General features: G+C 69.7%; 19 protein-coding genes. 12 read left to right on the top strand and 7 right to left on the bottom strand.

Annotation, left to right across the window (positions count from 1 at the left end):
- Positions 1 to 4: 4 nt before the first annotated feature.
- The 3 genes from cydB to M8009_RS01240 all read right to left on the bottom strand — a co-directional run bounded on the left by cydB (position 5) and on the right by M8009_RS01240 (position 3,720).
- The gene (gene cydB / locus M8009_RS01250; RefSeq protein ID WP_250058951.1) at positions 5 to 1,006 is read right to left on the bottom strand and encodes a cytochrome d ubiquinol oxidase subunit II; all 1,002 of its coding nucleotides are present in this window, start codon (positions 1,004 to 1,006) and stop codon (positions 5 to 7) included.
- A 3-nt stretch (positions 1,007 to 1,009) separates the two neighbouring features.
- Positions 1,010 to 2,419 (bottom strand): cytochrome ubiquinol oxidase subunit I, encoded by a 1,410-nt coding sequence (locus M8009_RS01245; protein ID WP_250058950.1) that lies wholly within the window; start codon positions 2,417 to 2,419, stop codon positions 1,010 to 1,012.
- 314 nt (positions 2,420 to 2,733) lie between these two features.
- Positions 2,734 to 3,720, bottom strand: a complete 987-nt coding sequence (locus tag M8009_RS01240) for a calcium/sodium antiporter (RefSeq protein WP_250058949.1) — start codon at positions 3,718 to 3,720, stop codon at positions 2,734 to 2,736.
- 109 nt (positions 3,721 to 3,829) lie between these two features.
- Here M8009_RS01240 and M8009_RS01235 point away from each other — a divergent pair, with 109 nt between their 5' ends.
- From M8009_RS01235 to M8009_RS01200, 8 genes are all read left to right on the top strand, one after another.
- Positions 3,830 to 5,179: a PqiA/YebS family transporter subunit gene (locus M8009_RS01235; protein WP_250058948.1), complete on the top strand. Its 1,350-nt coding sequence runs from the start codon at positions 3,830 to 3,832 to the stop codon at positions 5,177 to 5,179.
- The gene (pqiB, locus tag M8009_RS01230; protein ID WP_250058947.1) at positions 5,176 to 6,864 is read left to right on the top strand and encodes an intermembrane transport protein PqiB; all 1,689 of its coding nucleotides are present in this window, start codon (positions 5,176 to 5,178) and stop codon (positions 6,862 to 6,864) included. The genes M8009_RS01235 and pqiB overlap by 4 nt, the downstream gene beginning before the upstream one ends.
- The gene (locus M8009_RS01225) at positions 6,861 to 7,454 is read left to right on the top strand and encodes a PqiC family protein (RefSeq protein ID WP_250058946.1); all 594 of its coding nucleotides are present in this window, start codon (positions 6,861 to 6,863) and stop codon (positions 7,452 to 7,454) included. The genes pqiB and M8009_RS01225 overlap by 4 nt, the downstream gene beginning before the upstream one ends.
- A 141-nt stretch (positions 7,455 to 7,595) precedes the next feature.
- Positions 7,596 to 8,906, top strand: a complete 1,311-nt coding sequence (locus tag M8009_RS01220) for a DEAD/DEAH box helicase (protein ID WP_250058945.1) — start codon at positions 7,596 to 7,598, stop codon at positions 8,904 to 8,906.
- Positions 8,907 to 8,993: 87 nt separating this feature from the next.
- Positions 8,994 to 9,491, top strand: coding sequence for a hypothetical protein (locus M8009_RS01215; protein ID WP_250058944.1), 498 nt, complete (start codon positions 8,994 to 8,996; stop codon positions 9,489 to 9,491).
- Between the two features lie 15 nt (positions 9,492 to 9,506).
- Positions 9,507 to 10,730, top strand: a complete 1,224-nt coding sequence (locus M8009_RS01210; RefSeq protein WP_250058943.1) for an MFS transporter — start codon at positions 9,507 to 9,509, stop codon at positions 10,728 to 10,730.
- Between the two features lie 106 nt (positions 10,731 to 10,836).
- Positions 10,837 to 11,889, top strand: coding sequence for an asparaginase (locus M8009_RS01205; RefSeq protein ID WP_250058942.1), 1,053 nt, complete (start codon positions 10,837 to 10,839; stop codon positions 11,887 to 11,889).
- Positions 11,890 to 11,980: 91 nt separating this feature from the next.
- On the top strand, positions 11,981 to 12,217 hold the full coding sequence (locus tag M8009_RS01200; RefSeq protein ID WP_250058941.1) for a DUF2789 domain-containing protein: 237 nt from the start codon (positions 11,981 to 11,983) through the stop codon (positions 12,215 to 12,217).
- A 14-nt stretch (positions 12,218 to 12,231) separates the two neighbouring features.
- On the opposite strand, the gene M8009_RS01195 is transcribed toward M8009_RS01200, so the two are convergent.
- From M8009_RS01195 to trhP, 3 genes are all read right to left on the bottom strand, one after another.
- The gene (locus tag M8009_RS01195; protein ID WP_250058940.1) at positions 12,232 to 12,387 is read right to left on the bottom strand and encodes a hypothetical protein; all 156 of its coding nucleotides are present in this window, start codon (positions 12,385 to 12,387) and stop codon (positions 12,232 to 12,234) included.
- Positions 12,388 to 12,495: 108 nt separating this feature from the next.
- A complete protein-coding gene (locus M8009_RS01190; RefSeq protein WP_250058939.1) occupies positions 12,496 to 12,906 on the bottom strand; it encodes an SRPBCC family protein in 411 nt (136 codons plus the stop codon).
- A gap of 74 nt (positions 12,907 to 12,980) precedes the next feature.
- Entirely contained in the window at positions 12,981 to 14,417 is a 1,437-nt protein-coding gene (trhP, locus tag M8009_RS01185; protein ID WP_250058938.1) for a prephenate-dependent tRNA uridine(34) hydroxylase TrhP, read from the bottom strand.
- Positions 14,418 to 14,633: 216 nt separating this feature from the next.
- Here trhP and queC point away from each other — a divergent pair, with 216 nt between their 5' ends.
- From queC to M8009_RS01165, 4 genes are read left to right on the top strand one after another with little or no spacing between them, the layout of a single operon-like run.
- Entirely contained in the window at positions 14,634 to 15,332 is a 699-nt protein-coding gene (gene queC, locus M8009_RS01180) for a 7-cyano-7-deazaguanine synthase QueC (RefSeq protein ID WP_250058937.1), read from the top strand.
- Complete coding sequence (gene queE, locus M8009_RS01175; RefSeq protein WP_250058936.1) at positions 15,332 to 16,000, top strand: 7-carboxy-7-deazaguanine synthase; 669 nt, start codon at positions 15,332 to 15,334, stop codon at positions 15,998 to 16,000. The genes queC and queE overlap by 1 nt, the downstream gene beginning before the upstream one ends.
- Positions 16,000 to 16,845 (top strand): 6-carboxytetrahydropterin synthase, encoded by an 846-nt coding sequence (locus M8009_RS01170; RefSeq protein WP_250058935.1) that lies wholly within the window; start codon positions 16,000 to 16,002, stop codon positions 16,843 to 16,845. Before queE ends, M8009_RS01170 begins: the two co-directional genes overlap by 1 nt.
- Positions 16,842 to 17,117: a YkgJ family cysteine cluster protein gene (locus M8009_RS01165; RefSeq protein ID WP_250058934.1), complete on the top strand. Its 276-nt coding sequence runs from the start codon at positions 16,842 to 16,844 to the stop codon at positions 17,115 to 17,117. The genes M8009_RS01170 and M8009_RS01165 overlap by 4 nt, the downstream gene beginning before the upstream one ends.
- A gap of 71 nt (positions 17,118 to 17,188) precedes the next feature.
- On the opposite strand, the gene M8009_RS01160 is transcribed toward M8009_RS01165, so the two are convergent.
- Entirely contained in the window at positions 17,189 to 21,103 is a 3,915-nt protein-coding gene (locus tag M8009_RS01160) for an ATP-binding protein (protein WP_250058933.1), read from the bottom strand.
- Positions 21,104 to 21,115 lie beyond the last annotated feature (12 nt).

The following is a 21,115-nucleotide window of genomic DNA, read 5'->3' as shown; positions in this document are numbered from 1 at the left end:
CGGCTTAGTGGTACCCCTCGCCGGGTCGCACCTTGCCGCGGAACACCCAGTAGGTCCAGGCGGTATAGGCCAGCACGATGGGGATCACGAACAGCACCCCGATCAGGAGGAAGAGCTGCGAGCCCGGATCCGAGGCGGCATCCCAGATCGTGTAGTCGGGCGGCACGATCACCGGCCACTTGCTCACCAACAGCCCCAGGTAGGTGAAGAGGAACAGGCCCAGGGTGGCGATGAAGGGCTGCCCCTCCCGGCGCTGGCTGACGGCACGCCACAGCAGCGCCGCACAGGCCAGCGCCAGTACCGGGAAGACCCAGATCAGATGCAGGTGGCCGAACCAGCGCTCGCGGACACCGGCATCGACGAACGGGGTCCAGACGCTGATGATCGCGAACACCCCCAGCACCGCCAGCAGCAGGCGCGGCGCGAGCCGGTAGGACCAGGCCTGGACCGCCCCCTCGGTCTTCATGATCAGCCAGGTGGCCCCGAGCAGGGCGTAGCCGGCCATCAGCCCCAGGCCGGTGAGCACGCTGAAGGGCGTCAGCCAGTCCAGCGGTCCCCCCACGTAGACGAAGTCCTCCACGGCGAAGCCCTGAATGTAGGCGCCCACCACCACCCCCTGGGCGAAGGACGCCACGGCTGAGCCCCAGCAGAAGGCGCGGTTCCACCAGCGGCGGTTGCGGTGGGACTTGAAGCGGAACTCGAAGGCGATGCCGCGGAAGATCAGGCCGGCCAACATCAGGAAGACCCCGATGTAGAGCGCCGGCAGGAACACCGAGTAGACCAGCGGGAAGGCCCCCAGCAGGCCCGCGCCACCGAGCACCAGCCAGGTCTCGTTGCCGTCCCACACCGGCGCTACCGAGTTCATCATGACATCCCGGGCCTCCTCGTCCGGGGCGAAGGGGAAGAGGATCCCCACGCCCAGGTCGAAGCCGTCCATCAGCACGTACATGATCACCCCGAAGCCGATGATCAGGGCCCAGATCAGGGTCAGGTCGAATGCTTCCATGGTTCAGCTCCTTCCCGGTTGGCGAGAGGCGTCGTCGAAGGGCACATGGGCGGCCGACAGCGGACGCTTGGGCCGCTCCACCTCGTGGTCATGCGGCGCTTCGGGCAGCATGCCCTGGCGTACCACACGGGTCAGGTAGTAGACCCCGGCCCAGAACACCACCGCATAGACGGCGATATAGCCGACCAGGGTGAACAGCGCCATGCCGCCGGTGAGCGACGGCGTCAGCCCCTCGGCATGGGTCATCATGCCGTAGACCACCCAGGGCGCCCGGCCGGCCTCGGTGACGACCCAGCCCGCGAGCACCGCGATGAAGGGCGTCACCGTCATCACCCTCATCAGCTGCAGGAAGCCGCGATGCGCGAAGACCCGTCCGCCGCGGCGCAACCAGAGCCCCGCCAGGGAGACGACGATCATGGCGAGCCCGATGCCGACCATCACCCGGAAGGACCAGAACACCAGCCATACTGGCGGCTGCTCCTCGGGCGGCACCTCGCTGATGCCCGGCACCTCGCCGTCGGCATGGTGGGTGAGGATCAGGCTGGCGAGGCTCGGGATACCGACCTCGAAGCGGTTCTGCTGTGCCTCCTGGTCGGGCCAGGCGAAGAGCAGCAGCGGCACGTTGGTGCTGCGCTCCCAGTTGCCCTCCATGGCGGCGACCTTGGTCGGCTGGTGCTCCAGGGTATTGAGGCCGTGGAAGTCCCCCAGCACCGCCTGGGCCGGCGTCAGTACCAGCAACAGCCACAGGCACATGGAGAGCGCCTTGCGATTGGCCTCGACGTCGCGCCGGATGAGCAGGTACCAGGCGCTGACCCCGGCCACCACGAAGCCGCCGGTCAGGAACGAGGCCAGCACCATGTGCCAGAAGCGATACCAGAAGGAGGGATTGAAGATCGCCTCGCTCCAGGAGGTGACGTGGAAGCGGCCGTCGATCAGCTCGACGCCGGCCGGGGTCTGCATCCAGCTGTTGGCCGAGAGGATCCAGAACGAGGAGATGAAGGTCCCGGTGGCCACCATGATGGCGGCGAAGAGATGGACGCCCTGGGGCACCTTGCCGCGCCCGAAGAGCAGCACCCCGAGGAAGGCGGCCTCGAGGAAGAAGGCGGTGACCACCTCGTAGCTGAGCACAGGACCGAGGAAGTTCGATGCCGCCTGGGAGAAGTTGCTCCAGTTGGTACCGAACTGGAACGACATCACGATTCCGGAGACCACGCCCATGCCGAATACCACGGCAAAGACCTTGGTCCAGAACAGCGCCAGGCGGTCCCATGCCGGATTGTCGGTCTTGAAGAACAGCCCATTGAGCAGGGCGATATAGGACGCCAGACCGATGGTGAACACCGGGAAGATGGCGTGGAAGGCGACCACGAAGGCGAACTGCAGTCGTGACAGCAGGAGAGGATCCAGTTCCATGACGCAAGCCTCATGACAGCGATGGACTCAGATACGTCGCAAGGGATGCGGGTGCACGCTCCGGTGCGTGTTGTGCCTTCGGCCGGCCCCTCTCGGGCCTGCCGTGACGCATTCCACCTGGACACCAGTGACAGTATAAGCTTGCCCGCCAGATCATCGATTCGCGCATAGGAAATGCGCCGGCAAGAACTTTTAGGCTTAAACTTATTCTGTACTTTTCATAATCCTACTCTTAATGACCCGGTAACGGCAGGAAAGTTGGACCGACATCCTGTGTCGCAGTGTCGCAGAGGGGGCACACTTTCGCGCCGGGCTCACCCCGCCATGCCGCCCCGGATGACCATGCTGACCATGTAGGCGGTATAGCCGAGGAACATGGCCAGCAGGGCGGCGCCCTCGGCCCGGTTGATGCGGCCCTCGCGGCCCCGCCAGCCCATGGCGAAGACCGCCATGATCACCGTCATCGCCATCATCAGGCTCCAGTCGCGCAGCAGCACCTCGCGACCGGCCTCGATGGGCGCGATCACCCCGGCCAGGCCCACCACGCCCAGGGTGTTGAAGAGGTTGGAGCCGACCACGTTGCCCAGCACCAGGTCATGCTCGCGGCGACGCAGGGCACTGATCGAGGAGGCCAGCTCTGGCAGCGAGGTGCCCACCGCCACCACGGTCAGCCCGATCACCAGGTCGCTGACGCCGAAGCCCTCGGCGATGGCCACCGCGCCCCACACCAGGATGCGCGAGCTGACCACCAACAGTACGAGGCCGATACCCGTCCACGCCAGGCCGGTCTTCAGCGACATGGGGTGCACCGCCAGGCTCTCCTCGGTATCGCCGGAGAGGGGATCGCTGCCATCGCGCAGCCCCAGATAGATGGAGACGCCGATGAAGGCGGCCAGCAGCACCAGCAGAAGGATGGCCTCGAGGCGACTGATCACGCCGCCCCACAGCAGCAGGGCGGAGAGCAGGGTCACGCCACCCAGCACCGGCAGCTCGCGACGCACCACCCCGGAGTGCACCGCCAGTGGCGAGATCAGCGCCACCAGGCCCAGGATCAGGCCGATGTTGGCGATGTTGGAGCCATAGGCGTTGCCCAGCGCCAGACCGGGGTTGCCCTGCCCGGCCGCCAGGGCGGAGACCACCAGCTCAGGGGCCGAGGTGCCGAAGCCGATCACCAGCATGCCGATCAGCAGCGGCGACAGCCCCAACCGGGCGGAGGTCGCCGCCGCCCCGTCGACGAAGCGCTCGGCGCTCCACACCAGCAGGACCAGGCCTGCCAACACTGCCACGGCGGGAAGTAACATGTCGTCTCCTCGGGAACATTCAGGCCCGCATGTTTGTATATGGTGTCGCTTGCGTCAACGTGCCACACTGGCTTTTCTGATATTGCCGTCATGAGGAGACCCCATCGCGGTGCCCAGGCTCGCCTTTCGCGCCCCCGCCCTGCCCCGGGGAGAACCGCTGGTGGATCGCTCGCCACCGGAGACGCGCACCTCGCGGCGGCGCTTGCGGGCCTGTCACGAGTGCGACTGGCTGGTGGCGCTGCCGCCGCTGCACCCCGGTGAGAAGGCCGACTGTCCGCGCTGCGGCCATACCCTGGCCAGCCGCCATCACCGCCCGGCCCAGCGCAGCATGGCGCTGGCCCTGGCCGCCCTGGTAGCGCTGGCACTGGCGGTCTCCTTTCCCTTCGTCAGCTTCAGCGTCGGCGGCATCGGCAACCGCATCGAGCTCTCCCAGACCGCCACCACCCTGATCGGCTTCGACCAGCCGCTGGTGGCCATCGCCGTGCTGCTGACCATCGCCGTGCTGCCCGCCGTCTACCTCGCCGGGGTGGTCTGGCTGCAGCTCGGCCTGCTGCGCCAGGTCCCGCTGGCGGCCAGCCGCAGCATCGCCCGTTCGCTGTCCCACCTGCACCCCTGGATGATGGCCGACGTCTTCATCGTCGGCGCCCTGGTGAGCCTGATCAAGATCGCCGGCATGGCCGAAATCGAGCTGGGCACCTCCTTCTGGGCCTTCTGTGCCTTCGCCCTGCTGCTGCTGGCCACCACCCAGTCGCTGGACGCCGACTGGCTGTGGTTCTCGCTGGCCGGTGAGCCCCTCGCCCCGACGGGTGCACGCACCGGCGAACCCGCCGCCCCCCAGGGCCTGGCCGGCTGCGCCACCTGCGGGCTGGTCAACCGCCTGGAGAGCGACGGTCACGGGCGCTGCCGACGCTGCGGCGAGGGCCTGCATGCGCGCCTGCCCCACAGCCTGCAGCGCACCTGGGCGCTGCTGGCCGCCGCCACGGTGATGTACCTGCCGGCCAACCTCTACCCGATCATGACCACCACCAGCCTGGGGCATGCCAGCCCCTCCACCATCATCGGCGGGGTCGTGGAGCTGATCCAGATGGGTTCCTGGCCGGTGGCCGTGGTGATCTTCGTGGCCAGCGTGATCGTGCCGGTGGGCAAGCTGGTGGCCTTGGCCTGGCTGTGCCTGGTGGTCAAGCGCAGCGATGAGCTCAATGCCGCGACCCGCACCCGCCTCTACCGTCTCACCGAGTTCATCGGCCGCTGGTCGATGGTCGATGTCTTCGTGGTGGCGATCCTGGTGGCGCTGATCCGCGCCGGTGCGCTGATGTCGATCACCCCGGGCCCCGCCGCCCTGGCCTTCGGGGCCGTGGTGGTCAGTACCATGCTCGCCGCCATGACCTTCGACCCGAGACTGCTCTGGGACACGCCCCTGCCGCGTGAGTCCCGCCCCGCACAAGGAAGCCCGCGATGACCGAGACCCCCGATGCGCCCGACCGGGACAGCCACCGCGCCCGTGCCACGCCCCAGGCCCGGCTCTCGCCGATCTGGATCGTGCCCCTGGTGGCGCTCCTGATCGGCGCCTGGCTGGTCTACGACAACTACCGCAGTCGCGGCCCGCAGATCACCCTGGTCATGGACAGCGCCGAGGGCATCGAGGCGGGCAGCACCCTGATCAAGACCCGCAACGTCGAGGTCGGACGGGTCGAGCGGGTCCATCTCTCGGATGACCTCTCCCGGGCGGTGATCACCGCGCGCATGAGCCCCGACACCGACGCCATGCTGGTCGAGGACAGCCGTTTCTGGGTGGTCAAGCCACGCATCGGCCGCGAGGGCATCAGCGGCCTGGGCACCGTGCTTTCCGGCGCCTACATCCAGCTCGAGCCGGGCCAGAGCGAGATCGACACGCGGGAGTTCGAGGTCAGCGACCAGCCGCCGGTCTCGCCGGCCGGGGCGGAGGGGCTGCGCATCAACCTGGTCAGCCAGCTGGGCAACTCGCTGAACGTGGGCGACCCGGTCACCTACCAGGGCCTCATCGTCGGCCGGGTCGAGGAGGCCCGCTTCGATGCCGCGACCCAACGCATGCACCACCGCATCTTCATCGAGAGCCCCTACCACGACCTGGTGACCGACAGCACCCGCTTCTGGTCGGCCAGCGGTTTCGACCTGCGCCTGGACTCCGAGGGCTTCCGGGTCAACATCGACTCCCTGGAGACGCTGCTCGGCGGCGGCGTGACCTTCGGCGTGCCGGAGGACCTGCCCCGCGGCATGGCGGTGGAGGCCGACGCTACCTTCAGCCTCTACCCCGACGAGGAGAGCGCCCGCCAGGGGACCTTCAATCGCTACCTGGAATACGTGCTGCTGGTGGAGGACACGGTGCGCGGCCTCTCGCGGGGCGCCCCGGTGGAGTTCCGCGGCGTGCGCATCGGCACGGTAGCGGCGGTGCCCTGGAACTTCACCGCCCCCCAGCCGGACTCCCGCTCGAACTTCGCCATCCCGGTGCTGATCCGCATCGAGCCCCAGCGCCTGGGCATCGACTCCCAGGAACTCGACCTCGAGGAGTGGCGCACGCGCTTCGAGCGCCTCTTCGGGCTGGGGCTCAAGGCCTCGCTGAAGAGCGGCAGCCTGCTCACCGGCGCGCTGTTCGTCGACCTCAACTTCCAGCGCGACCAGGCCGGCGACTATGTCGCGGAGACCTTCGCCGAGCGCAGCGTCTTCCCCACCACCTCGAGCGGCTTCGCCCAGATCGAGGCCCAGGTGACCGCACTGCTCGACAAGCTCAACGGCCTGGAGCTCGAACCGCTGCTGGAGGGACTCGACAGCAACCTGGCGACCTCCGAGGCGATGCTCGTCGAGGTCCGCGAGCTCACCGCCAGCGTGCGCACCCTGGTCGACGCCCCCGGCACCCGTGCGCTCCCCGGCAACCTCAACCAGACCCTTGAGGAGCTGCGCGCCACCCTCGAGGGCGTCTCGCCGGATTCCGCCGCCTACGGCGACTTCACCGGGACCCTGCAGCAGCTCGAGCGTCTGCTGCGCGACCTGCAGCCCACCGCGCGCACCCTGCGTGACAACCCCCGCGCCCTGCTCTTCGACAGCCTGGACGGCGAAGACCCGCTGCCCAGGGCACCGCAACGCCAACCCCAAGGGAGCTCACCATGACGCCCATCAAGGCCCTGATCGCCGCCGGCCTGTCACTGTGGCTGGCCGGCTGTGCCGCCAGCGGGCCGGCGCCGAGCCAGTACACCCTGCCCGGGGACGCCAGCGGTGACCCGCCACGCATCGCCGGGGCAGATGCCACGCATCGGCTGGTCGTCGGCCAGCCCCGACTGGCCCGCTTCCTCGACGTCGACGGCCTGGTGCTGCAGCTCGACGACATCACCCTCAACGAGGCCAACCACCACCAGTGGGCGGAGCCGCTCGGCCTGCAGCTCGAGCGCGGCCTGCGCGCTCGCCTGGCCGCTCGCCTGCCCGACACCCGCGTCATGCAGGACGATGCCGACAGCCGTCGCAGCGCCGCCAACGTCCTGCGCCTGGAGGTGGACCGCTTCCATGGGCGCTTCGACGGCCAGGCCGTGGCCGGGGGCCAGTGGCAACTGCGCGACGACGGCGGCGAACTGCTGGCCATGGCCCCCTTCGCGGTGGAGGTCGAGCTGGCGCAGGACGGCTACCCCGCCCTGGTGCGCGCCCTGGGCCGGGGCTGGGATCGGGTGGCCGACCAGATCGCCGCGGAAATCAAACGGCTGCGCTGAGCCACGCACTATGGCATACTGCCCGCACGCGGCGATCGCTGGTCCCTCCTGCCGCGCCAGATTCCTTTTACACGCCTCGGCCCGGGACTGACCACGTCACATATCGACGCGGCGCGACTGAGGCGTCTCTGCGGAGACCGCATGACCTTTTCCGACCTCGGCCTGCGTGCCGAACTGCTGCGTGCCGTCGAGGCACAGGGCTACACCACCCCGACCCCGATCCAGCTCAAGGCGATTCCCGCCGTCCTCAAGGGCGGTGACCTGCTGGCCAGTGCCCAGACCGGCACCGGCAAGACCGCCGGCTTCACCCTGCCGATGCTGCAGCGCCTGGCCGACGGCCCGCGCCCGGCCAAGCGCCAAGTGCGTGCCCTGGTGCTGACCCCGACCCGCGAGCTCGCCGCCCAGGTCGGCGAGAGCGTCGCCGACTACGGCCGCCACCTGACCCTGAAGAGCCACGTGATCTTCGGCGGCGTCGGCCAGCAGCCCCAGGTGGACGCCATCCGTGGCGGCCTCGACGTGCTGGTCGCTACCCCCGGCCGCCTGCTGGACCTTCAGCAGCAGAAGCACGTGGACCTGTCGAGGGTCGAAATCCTGGTGCTCGACGAGGCCGACCGCATGCTCGACATGGGCTTCATCCACGACATCAAGAAGATCCTGCGGGTGCTACCCGAGAAGCGCCAGAACCTGCTGTTCTCGGCGACCTTCTCCAACGAGATCCAGGCGCTGGCGAACAAGCTGCTCGACGATCCGGCCATGATCGAGGTCGCCCGCCGCAACACCACCGCCGAGCTCGTCGACCAGGCGATCTACCGCGTCGACCGCGAGAAGAAGCGCGAGCTGCTGGCCCACCTGATCACCCGGCACGACTGGCAGCAGGTGCTGGTCTTCACCCGCACCAAGCACGGCGCCAACCGCCTCGCCGAGCAGCTCTCAAAGCAGGACATCCCGGCCATGGCGATCCATGGCAACAAGAGCCAGTCGGCGCGCACCAAGGCACTGGCCGCCTTCAAGACCGGTGACCTGCAGGTGCTGGTGGCCACCGACATCGCGGCCCGCGGCCTCGACATCGAGGAGCTGCCCCACGTGGTCAACTTCGAGCTGCCCAACGTGGCGGAGGACTATGTCCACCGCATCGGCCGCACCGGCCGCGCCGGCAGCGAAGGCAAGGCGGTCTCGCTGGTCTGCGTCGACGAGCACGGCCTGCTCAAGGGCATCGAGCGGCTGATCAAGCGCGACCTGGAGAAGCGCATCGAGCCGGGCTTCGAGCCGGACCCCAACGCCAAGCCGGAGCCCATCGAGAACGGCCGCGGCAAGCGTGCCGGCGGCGGTGGCCGCAACGGCGGCCAGGGCCAGCGACGCCAGGGCCAGGCCGCGGGCCAGCGCCGCAGTGGCGACGAGGCCCGTGCCCCGCGCCGTCGTCGCGGCGGCGGCTCCGGCTCACGCCAGGCCTGAGACGCATGACTGGCGGGCTGCATCGGAATGTGCGAATGTAGCCCGCCACCCCCTTGCCTGTTCCACCGTCCAAGGCACAACGCTTCCATGGATGAAAAGAATCTCGTCACCTGCTACCGGCGCTGGCTGACCTTTCAGCAGCAGGCCCGGCTGGACCGTGAACACCACGGCGCTCGCCAGCGACTCGAGGAGTCGAAGGTCTCGGCAACCCGCATGACCGAGGCCTACCGCAGCATGGCCGCCAAGGGCGCCAGCGAGGGTGCCAGTTATCGCACCCTCTTCCTGCGTGACCACGGCGACACCGCACTGGCCTGCGAGGGCTGGCTGTTCGTGCGCCGGGTGCTGGCGGAGGGCGGCTCGACGCGCGTGCGTGCCACCCTACTGACCACCTTCACCCTCGAGGAGGGCCGCATCGAGCCCGGCACCCAGCCGGCCGAGAAGGTCACCCTGGAGATCTTCGACCAGCTGAACATCGACCGCGGCATGAGCAGCGTGGTGCGGGTCGATCGCATCGACGGCGACCACGACACCCGATTCATCACCCTGCTCGACGCGGTGCGAGGCGACCTGCGTCGCCACATGTAGTGAGCGCAGCGCAACATGACGAACGGCACTGAGGCTCAGCCGACCCGCGCCGGCCCACTGGCGCTGTTCATCGGCCTGATGGTGCTGGTGGGGCTCAACCTGCGCCCCGCCCTCTCCACCCTGGCCCCGGTGCTCACCCGCATCCAGCAGGAGACCGGGCTCTCGGCACTGGCCATCGGTGCCCTGACCACCCTGCCGGTGCTCTGCCTGGGGATCTTCGCTCCGCTGGCCCCCTGGCTGGCCAAGCGCTTCGGCCCCGAGAACACTCTGTCCGCCGCCCTGCTGTTGCTGGCCGGCGGCCTGCTGCTGCGCGGCGTGCCGGCCGTCGTCGCGCTGTTCGCCGGCACCCTGATGGTCGGCGCCGCAATCGGCGTGGGCGGCACCCTGCTGCCGGCCCTGGTCAAGCGCGAGCTGCCTGCCGGGGCCGACCTGATGACCGGTGTCTACACCATGGCCCTCTGCCTCGGCGGCGCCCTGGGCGCGGGGCTGAGCATTCCCCTGGCCGATGCCCTGGGGGGCTGGCCGGCAGGGCTGGCCAGCTGGGCCCTGCTGGCACTGGTGGCCCTGGTGGCCTGGCAGGTACTGATGCCGCGCCATGACGCCGCCACGGCCCTGCCCGGGGGCGGCGGCTCAACCCGGGAGCTGCTGAGCCAGCCGCTGGCCTGGCAGGTGATGCTGTTCATGGGCAGCCAGTCGTCGCTGGCCTACATCGTCTTCGGCTGGCTGCCCACCCTGCTGGTGGCCCGCGGCTACAGCGAGGTCGAGGCCGGCTGGATGATGGGCGCCTCGGTGATGGTGCAGCTGGTCTCGGCCCTCTCGGCACCCTGGCTGGCACGACTGGGCAGCGACCAGCGGCCTGCCCTGCTGATCGTGCTGGGCATGGTCGCCGCCGGCTTCTGGCTGCTGCTGCAGGCCCCGGCGATCTGGCGCTGGCCCGGCGTGGTGCTGCTGGGGCTCGGCCAGGGCGGCGGCTTCAGCCTCGCCCTCACCCTGATCGTGCTGCGAACCGCCACCTCACGCCTGGCCGGCAAGCTCTCGGGGCTGGTCCAGGGGGGCGGCTACACCCTGGCCGCCATGGGACCGCTGGCGGTCGGCGTGATGCTGCAGTTCGAGGTGGGGCTGGCGACCCTGACCCGGGTCCTGCTGGGCATCATCGCCGTCAGCATGGGTTTCGCCCTGCTCGCCGGCCGCAACCGCCGCCTGGAGGTCGACGACGCGGGAAGCCTGGTCACCCGCTAGACTCGCAGCAAGCAGGTTGAGGGACGCCCGACGGCTAGGCCGGACGCACCTCTTGTCTCGGTCTGCGCTCATATCTAGATGCCCCTCCCCTTCGACAGGAGCCCCCATGCCCGACCCGGTTTCCGCAGACTCCCCCGTGCTGGTGATCTACACCGGCGGCACCCTGGGCATGGTCGAGACCGACCGCGGCCTGGCCCCGGGCGGCCACATCGAGGAGCGCCTGCGGCGCGCCCTGGCCACCCTGCCCCCGGGCCGCCAGGCGAGCCTGCCGGCCTTCGAGGTGCTCGAGACCGACCGCCCCATCGATTCCAGCGGTGCCACCGCCGAGGACTGGCAGCGGCTCGCCGCCCTGGTGGCGCGGCACTGCCGGCAGCATGCCGGCATCGTCATCCTCCACGGCACCGACACCCTGGCCTGGACGGCCTCGAGCCTGGCCTTCCAGCTGGCGGGGCTGGATCGCCCGGTGATCCTCACCGGGGCCATGCACCCCCTGGAGGCCGAGGACAGCGATGCCGCGGCCAACGTCGAGGACGCCCTGCGCTTCGCGGTCACCCCGCGCCTGCAGGAGGTGGCGATCTGCTTCGCCGGGCGCCTGCTGAGAGGCTGCCGTACCCGCAAGTGGTGCACACGGGAGGCCGACGCCTTCACCAGCCCCAACCAGCCGCTGCTCGGCGAGCGAGTCGACGACGAGGTCGTGCTCTACCCGGGGCGCGGCCTGGCGGATCACCAGCGTGGCGCCCCGCGCTTCGAGCTGGCCGACTATTCGGCGATCACTGAAGGGGGTGTCGTTCGCCTGGCCCTCTGGCCGGGCATCCAGGCCTGGCAACTGGAGGCCTGGTTGTGCGACGACCGGGTCAAGGGCGCCATGCTGGAGGTATGGGGCGGCGGCAACCTGCCCGACGACCCGGCGCTGGCCGGTGCGCTTGCCCGGGCGAGCGGCGAGGGCAAGCTGCTGGCGGCCCTCAGCCAGTGTCCCCATGGCCCGGTGGCCTTCGGCGGCTACGCCGCGGGACAGGGCCTGGCCGATGCGGGGGTGCTCTCGGCGGATGACATGACCCCGGAGGCCACCTTCACCAAGCTGGTCCACCTGCTGGCCCTGCCGCTCCCGGAAAGCGAACGGCGACGGCGATTTCTCACCCCCCTCGTCGGCGAGCGATGAGGCGTCGACGGCAGCGTTGACGGGCGTCAAGCACGACACCCCGGAAGTCGCTAAGGTGGGGGTATCCCGACAGGACAGCAGGAGTCACGCCATGGAACACCCCGACCACCCCTTCACCGAACTCTTCGAGCAGCTCGGCCTCGCCTCTGATCCGGCGGCCATCAAGCGCTTCATCGATCGCCATGCCCCCATTCCCGAAGACGTCGCCCTGCCCGATGCACCCTGCTGGAACGAAGGCCAGGCGGAGTTCCTGCGCGAGGCCCTGGAGGAAGACGCCGACTGGGCCGAGGTGGTCGACCATCTCAACACCTCGCTGCGCAAGGGCTGAGTCGGCGGTGACCGTCAGGCAGGCGGGGAGGCCCCGCCCAGGGGATCATCGGGGGGAGTGAGATCTTCCGGCGGCAGGCGTGACATGGACGCCACGCGTCGATCCACCAGGTGCAGCAGCCAGAGCTGTCCCGCCAGGACGGCAAGACACCAGAGCAGTCCATTGATCATGGGGAGATCCTCGCACAGGCCCACGGCCTGTTTACCCCAGCATAGCGCTGCCGCCGGGCGGCAGTAAGATAGGCCGCTAATTGATTTTATCGATCACTGCCGCTGGATTCATAGCCGCGCCTCGACCCGCTCCAGGATCTGCCGGCTGACCTTGCCGACCAGCGGCCGCGCCGCGCGGTTGACGGCCTTCTCCAGCAGGCGATTGCGAATGGCGTAGGTCAGGGTCAGGGCCACCTCGGTGCCCCCCGCCACGGGCGTGAGGCGATAGCAGCCCCGATTGTGCACCCCGTCCAGCGATTCCCAGGCCAGCACCTCCGGAGCTCGCGCCTCGGTGATCGCCACGTCGAAGGTCCAGTCCATGCCCACCGCATGGACATGCCAGCGATAGCGGTCCTCCCCCAGCGGCTCGATGGCCTGGATCAGGTCGGAGTAGTCGGCAAAGTCCTCGACCCGCTCGAGCAGGGCAAAGACCCGCTCGGGGGATGCCTTGAGAATCGCGCTGTGTTCGATGGTGGCCATGCCGCTCCCTGTTCGACGAACAATCGATGCCTACCATGTCGCCGGTGGCCGTGGATGTCCAGCCGCCGCCCGGCTCAGAGATCGCGCATCAGCAGCGCGAACTCGATCCGCTCCGGGGCGATCGCCTCCCCGGGCACCGGAATACGCACCACATGGCCCGAGCCCGGGGCGGCACCCACGGATTCCCCGCGGCGGTTCTCGATATGCTCGAGCACGAAGCGGCGGTTGCCGCCGGGCAGCATCAGCTCCATGGAGTCCTTCACCTCGAAGCGGTTCTTGACGTCGACCTCGAGCACGCCGCGGTCCGGGTCGTAGCCGATCACCTCGCCGACGAACTGCTGGTGCACACCCACCGAGTTGCCCTGCTCGTAGTTCTGGTACTCGTCGTGGACGTGGCGGCGGTAGAAGCCCTCCGTATAGCCACGGTTGGCCAGGTTATCGAGCTCATCCATCAGGCGCATGTCGAAGGGGCGCCCGGCCACGGCGTCGTCGATGGCCCGACGATAGACCTGGGCGGTGCGTGCCACATAGTAGTGGGACTTGGTGCGCCCCTCGATCTTCAGCGAGGTGACGCCCATCTCGGTGAGGCGCGGCACATGCTGCACGGCGCGCAAGTCCTTGGAGTTCATGATGTAGGTGCCGTGCTCGTCCTCGAACACCGGCATCATCTCGCCCGGGCGGGTGCGGTCCTCGATCAGCGCCGAGAGTTCATCCTGGCCCTCCACCCCGCCGGCGATGGCGGTGCTCTCCATCGGCTCGACCACCGAGGCGCTGCCGCCACCGGAGGCGATCAGGCCACCCTGCGCGCCGCCCTGGCCCGGCGTCCAGATGCCGCTGCCGGCATGGGCGGCCGCCGAGTTGGCCGGCACCAGGTCGCCGGTCTCGTCGTGGGCGGCGGCCACGGTGTTGTACTTCCAGCGACAGGCGTTGGTACAGGTGCCCTGGTTGGGGTCGCGGTGGTTGAAGTAGCCGGAGAGCAGACAGCGCCCGGAGTAGGCGATGCACAGCGCGCCGTGCACGAAGGTCTCGATCTCCAGCGCCGGGCACTGGGCGCGGATTTCGGCGATCTCGGCGAGCGACAGCTCGCGCGACAGGATGATGCGGCTGATGCCCTGCTGCTGCCAGAACCGGGCCGCCGCCCAATTGACCACGTTGGACTGCACCGACAGGTGGATCACCTGCTCCGGCCAGCGCTCGCGAATCATCATGATCAGGCCCGGGTCGGACATGATCAGCGCATCCGGGCCGGCCTCGATCACCGGCTCCATGTCGCGCAGGTAGGTCTTCAGCTTGCTGTTGTGCGGCGCGATGTTCGAGGCCACGTAGAACTGCTTGCCGCGCTCGTGGGCGTAGGCGATGCCGCGGTGAAGGTTGTCGATCTTGAAGTCGTTGTTGCGCACGCGCAGCGAGTAGCGCGGCTGGCCGGCATAGACCGCGTCCGCGCCGTAGGCGAAGGCGTAGCGCATGTTCTTGAACGTTCCCGCGGGGGAGAGCAGTTCGGGGGCTTTCATGGAGTCACCGTTGTCAGGACGATGGCGCGCGATGGCGCATGGTGTGAAGGGGGCGAGATTATAGCAGGACAAGGGCCAGGGGCCGAGGACCGCTCCGGCTGCGCCACGGGAAGGCTTTCTCCACTCCCACCGCTCACGTAGACTATGCCCCCTTCCGGACCGGACCCCGGAACGCCGCGCAAGCGGCCCGACAAATTCTCCGACCAGAGCCGACTCATGACCCTTTCTTATTCCCCCACGGCGACCAACCCCGGCGCCGTGGTGATCTACTCCGGCGGCATGGATTCCTACACCCTGCTGCACCGCGCCCTGCGCGAGGGGAACGAGGTCCACGCCCTCTCCTTCGACTACGGCCAGCGCCACGCTCGCGAGCTCGAGGTAGCCACGCGCGTCTGCCGCACGCTCGGCGTCCCCCACCAGGTGGTGGACATCCGCGCCATTCGCGGGCTGATCGACAATTCCGCGCTGACCGACGCCAGCCGCGAGATGCCAGAGGGCGACTACGCGGAAGACAACCTCACGGCCACCGTGGTGCCGAATCGCAACATGATCCTGCTTGCGCTTTCCATCGCCAAGGCGGTGAACATCGGCGCCGGACGGGTCGACTATGGCGCCCACGGCGGCGACCACGTGCTCTACCCCGACTGCCGCCCCGAGTTCGTCGAGGCGATGAACGCCGTGTCCGGCATCGCCAACTTCCAGGCCGTCGAGATCCATGCGCCCTACCTGCGCGCCAGCAAGGCGCGGATCCTCGCCGAGGGGCTGGCCATGGGGCTCGACTACGCCGACACCTGGACCTGTTATCGGGGTGAAGAACTCGCCTGCGGGGGGTGCGGCAGCTGCCGCGAGCGCCTGGCCGCCTTCGCTGCCAACGGCGCCGTCGACCCCCTTGCCTATGACGAAGGGGGCCTCTGATGTATCACGTCAAGGAGGCCTTCTACACCCTGCAGGGCGAGGGTGGCCAGGCGGGGCGCGCCAGCGTCTTCTGCCGCTTCTCGGGCTGCAACCTCTGGTCCGGCCGCGAGCAGGACCGCGCTGCGGCGGCCTGTCGCTTCTGCGACACCGACTTCATCGGCACCGATGGCCAGAACGGCGGGCGCTTCGACAGGGCCGAGGCGCTGGCCGAGCATCTGACCGCGCTCTGGCCCGACCAGGACGGCCTGAATGGGAGAGCCGCCACCCCCTATGTGGTCTTCACCGGGGGCGAGCCACTGCTGCAGCTCGACGAAGGAGTGATCCGCGAGATGCACGCCCGCGGCTTCGAGGTCGCCGTGGAGACCAACGGCACCCTGCCCGCCCCCGCCGGCATTGACTGGCTCTGCGTCAGCCCCAAGGGCGAGAATCGCCTGGCCATTACCGGAGGCGACGAGCTGAAGCTGGTCCATCCGCAAGCCGACGCGCCGCCCGAGCGCTTCACCCGGCTCGACTTCGACCATTTCTACCTGCAGCCGATGGCTACCGGGCCAGCCGGAGGCTCGGCCGACGCCATTGCCGACACCCTGGCCGAGACCGTGGCCTACTGCCTGGCCCATCCCCGGTGGCGGCTGTCGCTGCAGACCCACAAGATCGCGGGGATCGACTGATGACGCTCTTCGTCAACCGCCTCACCCACCTCGACGTCTCGCTCTGGTGCCCGCAGCGGGGCCTGGTCGGTGCCAGCTGGCAGGTCGATGTAGAGCTCGACGGCGAGCTCGGCGAGGACGGCATGCTGTTCGACTTCGGCGAGGTGAAGCCCTGGATCAAGTCGCGGCTCGATGGCGGCCTCGACCACACCCTGCTGGTGCCCATCCAGGCACCGGGGGTGGAGCTCCACGACTGCCGGGAAGGGCTCTGCGTGCGCAGCGAGCGGCCCTATCCGCTGGAGGTGCGTGCCCCGCGCCAGGCACTAAGCCTGCTGCCCTGGCGCGAGATCACCCCGGAGCGACTGGCCGACCACCTGGCCGCCGAGCTGATGCGCCGACCGCCGCCGCGGGTCAGCGACATCCGCCTGAGGCTGCGCGAGGAGGCCATCGAGGGGGCCGCCTACACCTACAGCCATGGCCTGAAGCAGCATGCCGGCAACTGTCAGCGCATCGCCCATGGTCATCGTTCGCGCCTGGAGGTCTGGCAGCAGGGGCAGCGCGTTCCGGCCCTCGAGCAGCACTGGGCCGATTGGCTGGCCGACCGCTACCTGGTGGACGAGGCAGACGTCGTCGCCGACGACACGCCGGGCTTCCGCGACCTGCTGGCCTGCCGCTACCGCGCCGAGCAGGGCCACTTCTTCCTCCGGCTTCCGCGCAGCCGCTGCGCGGTGCTGCCGACGCCAACCACGGTGGAACACATCGCCGCCTGGCTGGCCGGGACCATCGCCCGGGAGAGCGGCCAGGCCACGCGGGTCCAGGCCTATGAGGGCATCGACAAGGGTGCCATCGCCGAGGCCCGGCCATGACGGATACCCCCGCGCCCCCGGACGGCGGCTGCCGTCCGGGGTGCGGCGCCTGCTGCATCGCGCCCTCGATCAGCTCGCCGATTCCCGGCATGCCCGACGGCAAGCCGGCGGGCGTGCGCTGCGTGCAGCTCGATGACGCCAACCTCTGCCGGCTGTTCGGGGATCCGCGCCGCCCCATGGTGTGCGCGCGTTTCGACTACGACCCTGAGCTGTGCGGCACGCGACGCGACGAGGCGCTCAGGCGCATCGAGGCCCTGGAACTGGCCACCTGAGCCCTGCCTTCCCGACGGCAACGGCGCCCCCTGGGCGCACCGCAGTTCACTGCGGGTCGGCTACCGGGGACTCAGGAGGAGAGGTCCGCCGCATGGGGCAGGCGCCGGTCGAGCAGGGTGCGCCAGCGCGTCAGCACCGGCGCATCGCTGTGGCTCACCTCGCCCAGCAGGGTGCGGAATTCGTCGCGGGAGACCTCGTCACGGGGATCGATCAGGGTCAGCCAGAGCTCCAGGGCGGCGAGCTGCTGGTGGAGGTTGCCGTCCTCCTGGGCCTGGCGCAGGGCCTGCTCGGCGAGGCTCTTGACCTCCTCGCGGGAGTGCCCGAGGCGATGTCGGACGCGCGCCAGGTGCACGGCCAGTTCGGGGACGAACAGGGTGGTGCGCTCGCGGGCGATCATCAGGCACTGGTCGAGGTAGTCCTCGGCCCGGGAGAGCTCCCCCAGGGCCAGGCAGGCATCCACGTACCACAGGGCCGGGCGCTGGTAGGGGTCGCGCCCGGTCACCTCGGCCAGCTCCTCCTGGGCCGACTCGATCTGGCCCAGGCCATCGCGGTCGCCGGCCAGGGCCCGCTGCCAGCCCAGCACGCTGCGCGAGGCCACCTGCCAGAGGTGCAGGTCGGGGGTGCCGGTCAGCTCGAAGGCGCGCTCGGCGCGCATGGTGGCCAGGTGCACGTGTCCCAGCTGGCGATAGAGGGCCGCGGCATACATCAGCGCCATGGCCAGGCTCCCGGGGTGACCGATCCGCTCGGCGAGCCGGATGGCCGACTCTACCTGCCGCTCGGCACGCTGGTAGTCGCCGCGCAGGCAGAGCGTCCAGCCCTGGAAGCAGGCGGCCGCGACCTGGGGGTGGTCGGAGAACGGTAGCCACTCGATCATCATCGGGGCGTTGAGCGGGTCGATCTCCTCCAGATGGTCATAGGCCTGGGAGATGCGCCCGGCCCAGTACTCGCAGCTGGCCCGGGCGAAGTCGGCCAGGCGCCGGTAGCGCGGATCCTCGAGGCGGTCGGCGAGGCCCGCCAGGCGCGAGGCCAGCGAGAAGGCGTCGGCATGGGCATGGCGCTGGCTGCAGCCCACCCACAGCCCCCACTGGACCAGGAAGGCCTGCTCCAGGTCCCCGGCGTCATCCGGGCCGGCCTCCTCCTCGGCCAGAAGCTCCCGGGCCCGCACGAAGCTCTCGTGGGCGGTGGGCGAGCCGTGCCCCTCCAGGGCGAAGGCGGCTTGGCCACGCACGGTGAGCAGGCTGATCTCGCGCTCGGCCTGCCCCTCGACGTGGCGCAGGCTGGCCAGGCCGAAGTCGGCCATCTTCAGCGCCGTGCGGTTGGCGCTGACCTTGAGAGCCTCCCGCGCGGCCAGCTCGAAGTAGCGGGCGCCACGGGCATAGTGGCCGCTGCGCCGCAGGTGGGTGGCGAAGTCGCCGGGGTGGCGGCTGATCCACATCGGGAAGTGCTCCTCGATCAGGCTGACCACCTGACGATGGATGCTCACCCGCACGTCACGGGGGCAGGAGAGGTAGGCGGCTTCCTGCAGCAGCTGGTGGGTAAACTGGTATTCGCGCTCGCCCTCCTCGCCCTCGGCCGGCTCGATGATCTCCAGCCGGCGCATCTGCTCCAGCGCCGGTCCCAGGCGGCTCATCTCCCAGCCACTGCACTCGGCCAGGAAGTCGAGGCGGAAGCGGCGCCCGAGCACCGCCGCCACATGGGCCACCTCGCGGTCGGCGTCGAGCTGGTCGATGCGGCTGGCCAGCAGCCCCAGCAGGCCGCGGGGCAGTTCGTCGAGCTGCACGCTGCGCCCTTCGCGGCGATCCATGTCGACCCGGCGGCAGATCTCCTGAAGGTAGAGCGGGACGCCATCGCAACGCTCGATGATCTGGCCACGCAGCCGCGGGCTCAGGTGGATGCGGTAGCGGCGCGCCAGCTGGGAGAGCAGCCGGGAGGACTGCATCGCATCCAGCCGGCCCAGGGAGATCTGCTGGTCCCAGTGCAGCTTGGCCGGCAGCGCCTCGCGACCGTGGTGGCTGGCCACCAGCAGGAAGGGAGTGTTGATCGGCAGCCGCGCCTGGAGGCCCGCCAGTACCTTGAAGGAGGGCTCGTCGAGCCACTGCAGGTCATCGATCATCAGCACCAGGGTGCGCTCGCTGGACAACTCGCGGATCAGGCGATGGATCAATCCCACGACCAGCTCGACGGCCTCCCCGCTCTGGGCGAGCACCGCCATCTCGCGGGGCTCGCGCACGCCAAGGGCCTCCTCCAGCAGCAGGCGGTGGTCGGCCTCGGGCGCCACGGCATCGTCGGCGGTCAGCAGGCGCGACAGCGCCTCGGCCTCGATGCGCCCTCCCAGGTGCCAGCGCAGCAGTTGGCGCGCCACCCCATAGGGCTCCTGGACAGAGAGTCGCGTGGTGGGCTGCCAGCAGATCGCCGCCTCGCGGCTCTGCTCGAGCTGGCGGAAACCCACCAGCAGCGCCGACTTGCCGAGCCCCGAGGGGCCCCGCACCAGCACGCTCTGGCGCAGGCCGATGCCGGCCCGGGCCAGCGCATCGCGCAGGGTGCGCAGGGAGCCCTCGCGACCCACCAGGCTGGGCGGCGGCGCCTCGCGCCCGCCCTCGTTGGTGCCGAGCACGAGCGCGCGCAGGCGCACCCGGCCGTCGCTGGCCACCAGTCGCGTGGAGAGCCGTGGCTGGAGGTCCAGCGCCGGCGGCATATGCTGGCTGGCATCCTGGGAGATGACCAGCTCGCTGCCCTCGGCGGCGCTCATCAGGTCGAGGGAGCCCTGGGTCACCTGGCCGAGCGGGTCGACCAGGTGGCGCTCGGGGAGATAGACCACCCGGCCGCTGTCAAGGCCGGCGGCCAGCTCGATGCGCGGCGGCTCGCCCTCGCCGCTCCAGTGGCGCTGGGACTCGTCGGGCAGCACCCGGCGACAGTGCTCGTAGAGCGCCACCAGCTCGGCCAGCTGGTGCGCCGGACCATGGGTGCCGAAGCACGCCAGGCCCAGGCCCCCGGTCGCCCCGGGGAGCCAGAAGCCGCCGAGGTGGTGGCACTGCTGCTCGAGCCAGCGCATCAGCTCGACCTGCAGCGCCAAGCAGGCACGGGCATCGGCGCGGGCCGAGAGGTCGGCCTTGAGCCGCAGGCGAATGGCCATCACCGAGAGCTGGCGCTGCTCGATCTCGTCCTCGCGCAGGGGGGCGCTGTCCATGGCCAGGGTGCGCGAGAAGGCACCGCTGGGGCCGAGGTGCGCGCCCTCGGCCTGGGCATCGGACCAGTAGCGGGCCAGTTGCAGGAAAGAGGGCTCCGGCTGCTGGCCGGAGAGCGCCAGCAGCTGCAGGTAGGCGTTGTACTGCTCGTGGGCGGCGGCCAGCTGGCCCTGCTCGGCCAGCTGGCGCACCAGGCGTTCATGGAAGGGCCCATAGCCGGAAAAGCGGCTGGCCAGTGACTCCAGCACGCCATCCGGCAGCGGCTCCTGGCGCTCCAGGACGCTTTCGGCGAAGCGGATCACCCGCTGGCGCCACTCGTTGCGCACCTGGACCAGCCAGCGCTGGTACTCGGCACAGCTGGAGAGGTGCAGCTCCTCGGCGAGATCGCCTCGGTAGCAGGCCAGCACCGCCTCGAGCGTGGCCACGTCGGCGGGCCCCTCGAGCAGCGCCTGCAGCCGGTGCATGTCGAAGTGCCAGCGCTCCGGCAGCCGGAAGGCAATGGTCTGGCGGGATACCGACAGCACCCGCTCGGCCTCGTCGCCCAGGGACTGACGCAGGCAATGCAGGGCATGGCGCAGGTTGGTGCGCCCCGATGACAGACCCTGATCGGGCCACAGCAGTTCGGCCAGGGTGGCGCGGCTGACCGGCTTGTCGTGGAGCAGCAGGTAGACGAGCAGCGCCTTGACCTTGTCGTAACTGAACTGGGTCAGGACATCATCGCCCAGACTCAGTGAAAAGTGGCCGAAGAGTGCCAGGTGGTCCCGGTCATTGTCGTGTACGTCGTCGGCAGCATCCCGCATGGTGATCATTCC

The sequence above is a fragment of the Halomonas gemina genome (assembly GCF_023554995.1).
Lineage (GTDB): Bacteria > Pseudomonadota > Gammaproteobacteria > Pseudomonadales > Halomonadaceae > Halomonas > Halomonas gemina.
This window is presented reverse-complemented; position numbering and strand designations above follow the sequence as displayed.

What these genes read in the sequence shown, in the direction of transcription:
- queC (WP_250058937.1), top strand. Translation starts at nt 14,634, where the DNA reads ATGACCCTTTCTTATTCCCCCACGGCGACCAACCCCGGCGCCGTGGTG.
- M8009_RS01220 (WP_250058945.1), top strand. Translation starts at nt 7,596, where the DNA reads ATGACCTTTTCCGACCTCGGCCTGCGTGCCGAACTGCTGCGTGCCGTC.
- M8009_RS01190 (WP_250058939.1), bottom strand. Translation starts at nt 12,906, where the DNA reads ATGGCCACCATCGAACACAGCGCGATTCTCAAGGCATCCCCCGAGCGG.
- M8009_RS01245 (WP_250058950.1), bottom strand. Translation starts at nt 2,419, where the DNA reads ATGGAACTGGATCCTCTCCTGCTGTCACGACTGCAGTTCGCCTTCGTG.
- queE (WP_250058936.1), top strand. Translation starts at nt 15,332, where the DNA reads ATGTATCACGTCAAGGAGGCCTTCTACACCCTGCAGGGCGAGGGTGGC.
- M8009_RS01200 (WP_250058941.1), top strand. Translation starts at nt 11,981, where the DNA reads ATGGAACACCCCGACCACCCCTTCACCGAACTCTTCGAGCAGCTCGGC.
- cydB (WP_250058951.1), bottom strand. Translation starts at nt 1,006, where the DNA reads ATGGAAGCATTCGACCTGACCCTGATCTGGGCCCTGATCATCGGCTTC.
- M8009_RS01240 (WP_250058949.1), bottom strand. Translation starts at nt 3,720, where the DNA reads ATGTTACTTCCCGCCGTGGCAGTGTTGGCAGGCCTGGTCCTGCTGGTG.
- M8009_RS01170 (WP_250058935.1), top strand. Translation starts at nt 16,000, where the DNA reads ATGACGCTCTTCGTCAACCGCCTCACCCACCTCGACGTCTCGCTCTGG.
- M8009_RS01205 (WP_250058942.1), top strand. Translation starts at nt 10,837, where the DNA reads ATGCCCGACCCGGTTTCCGCAGACTCCCCCGTGCTGGTGATCTACACC.
- trhP (WP_250058938.1), bottom strand. Translation starts at nt 14,417, where the DNA reads ATGAAAGCCCCCGAACTGCTCTCCCCCGCGGGAACGTTCAAGAACATG.
- M8009_RS01225 (WP_250058946.1), top strand. Translation starts at nt 6,861, where the DNA reads ATGACGCCCATCAAGGCCCTGATCGCCGCCGGCCTGTCACTGTGGCTG.
- M8009_RS01210 (WP_250058943.1), top strand. Translation starts at nt 9,507, where the DNA reads ATGACGAACGGCACTGAGGCTCAGCCGACCCGCGCCGGCCCACTGGCG.
- M8009_RS01195 (WP_250058940.1), bottom strand. Translation starts at nt 12,387, where the DNA reads ATGATCAATGGACTGCTCTGGTGTCTTGCCGTCCTGGCGGGACAGCTC.
- M8009_RS01165 (WP_250058934.1), top strand. Translation starts at nt 16,842, where the DNA reads ATGACGGATACCCCCGCGCCCCCGGACGGCGGCTGCCGTCCGGGGTGC.
- pqiB (WP_250058947.1), top strand. Translation starts at nt 5,176, where the DNA reads ATGACCGAGACCCCCGATGCGCCCGACCGGGACAGCCACCGCGCCCGT.
- M8009_RS01160 (WP_250058933.1), bottom strand. Translation starts at nt 21,103, where the DNA reads ATGCGGGATGCTGCCGACGACGTACACGACAATGACCGGGACCACCTG.
- M8009_RS01215 (WP_250058944.1), top strand. Translation starts at nt 8,994, where the DNA reads ATGGATGAAAAGAATCTCGTCACCTGCTACCGGCGCTGGCTGACCTTT.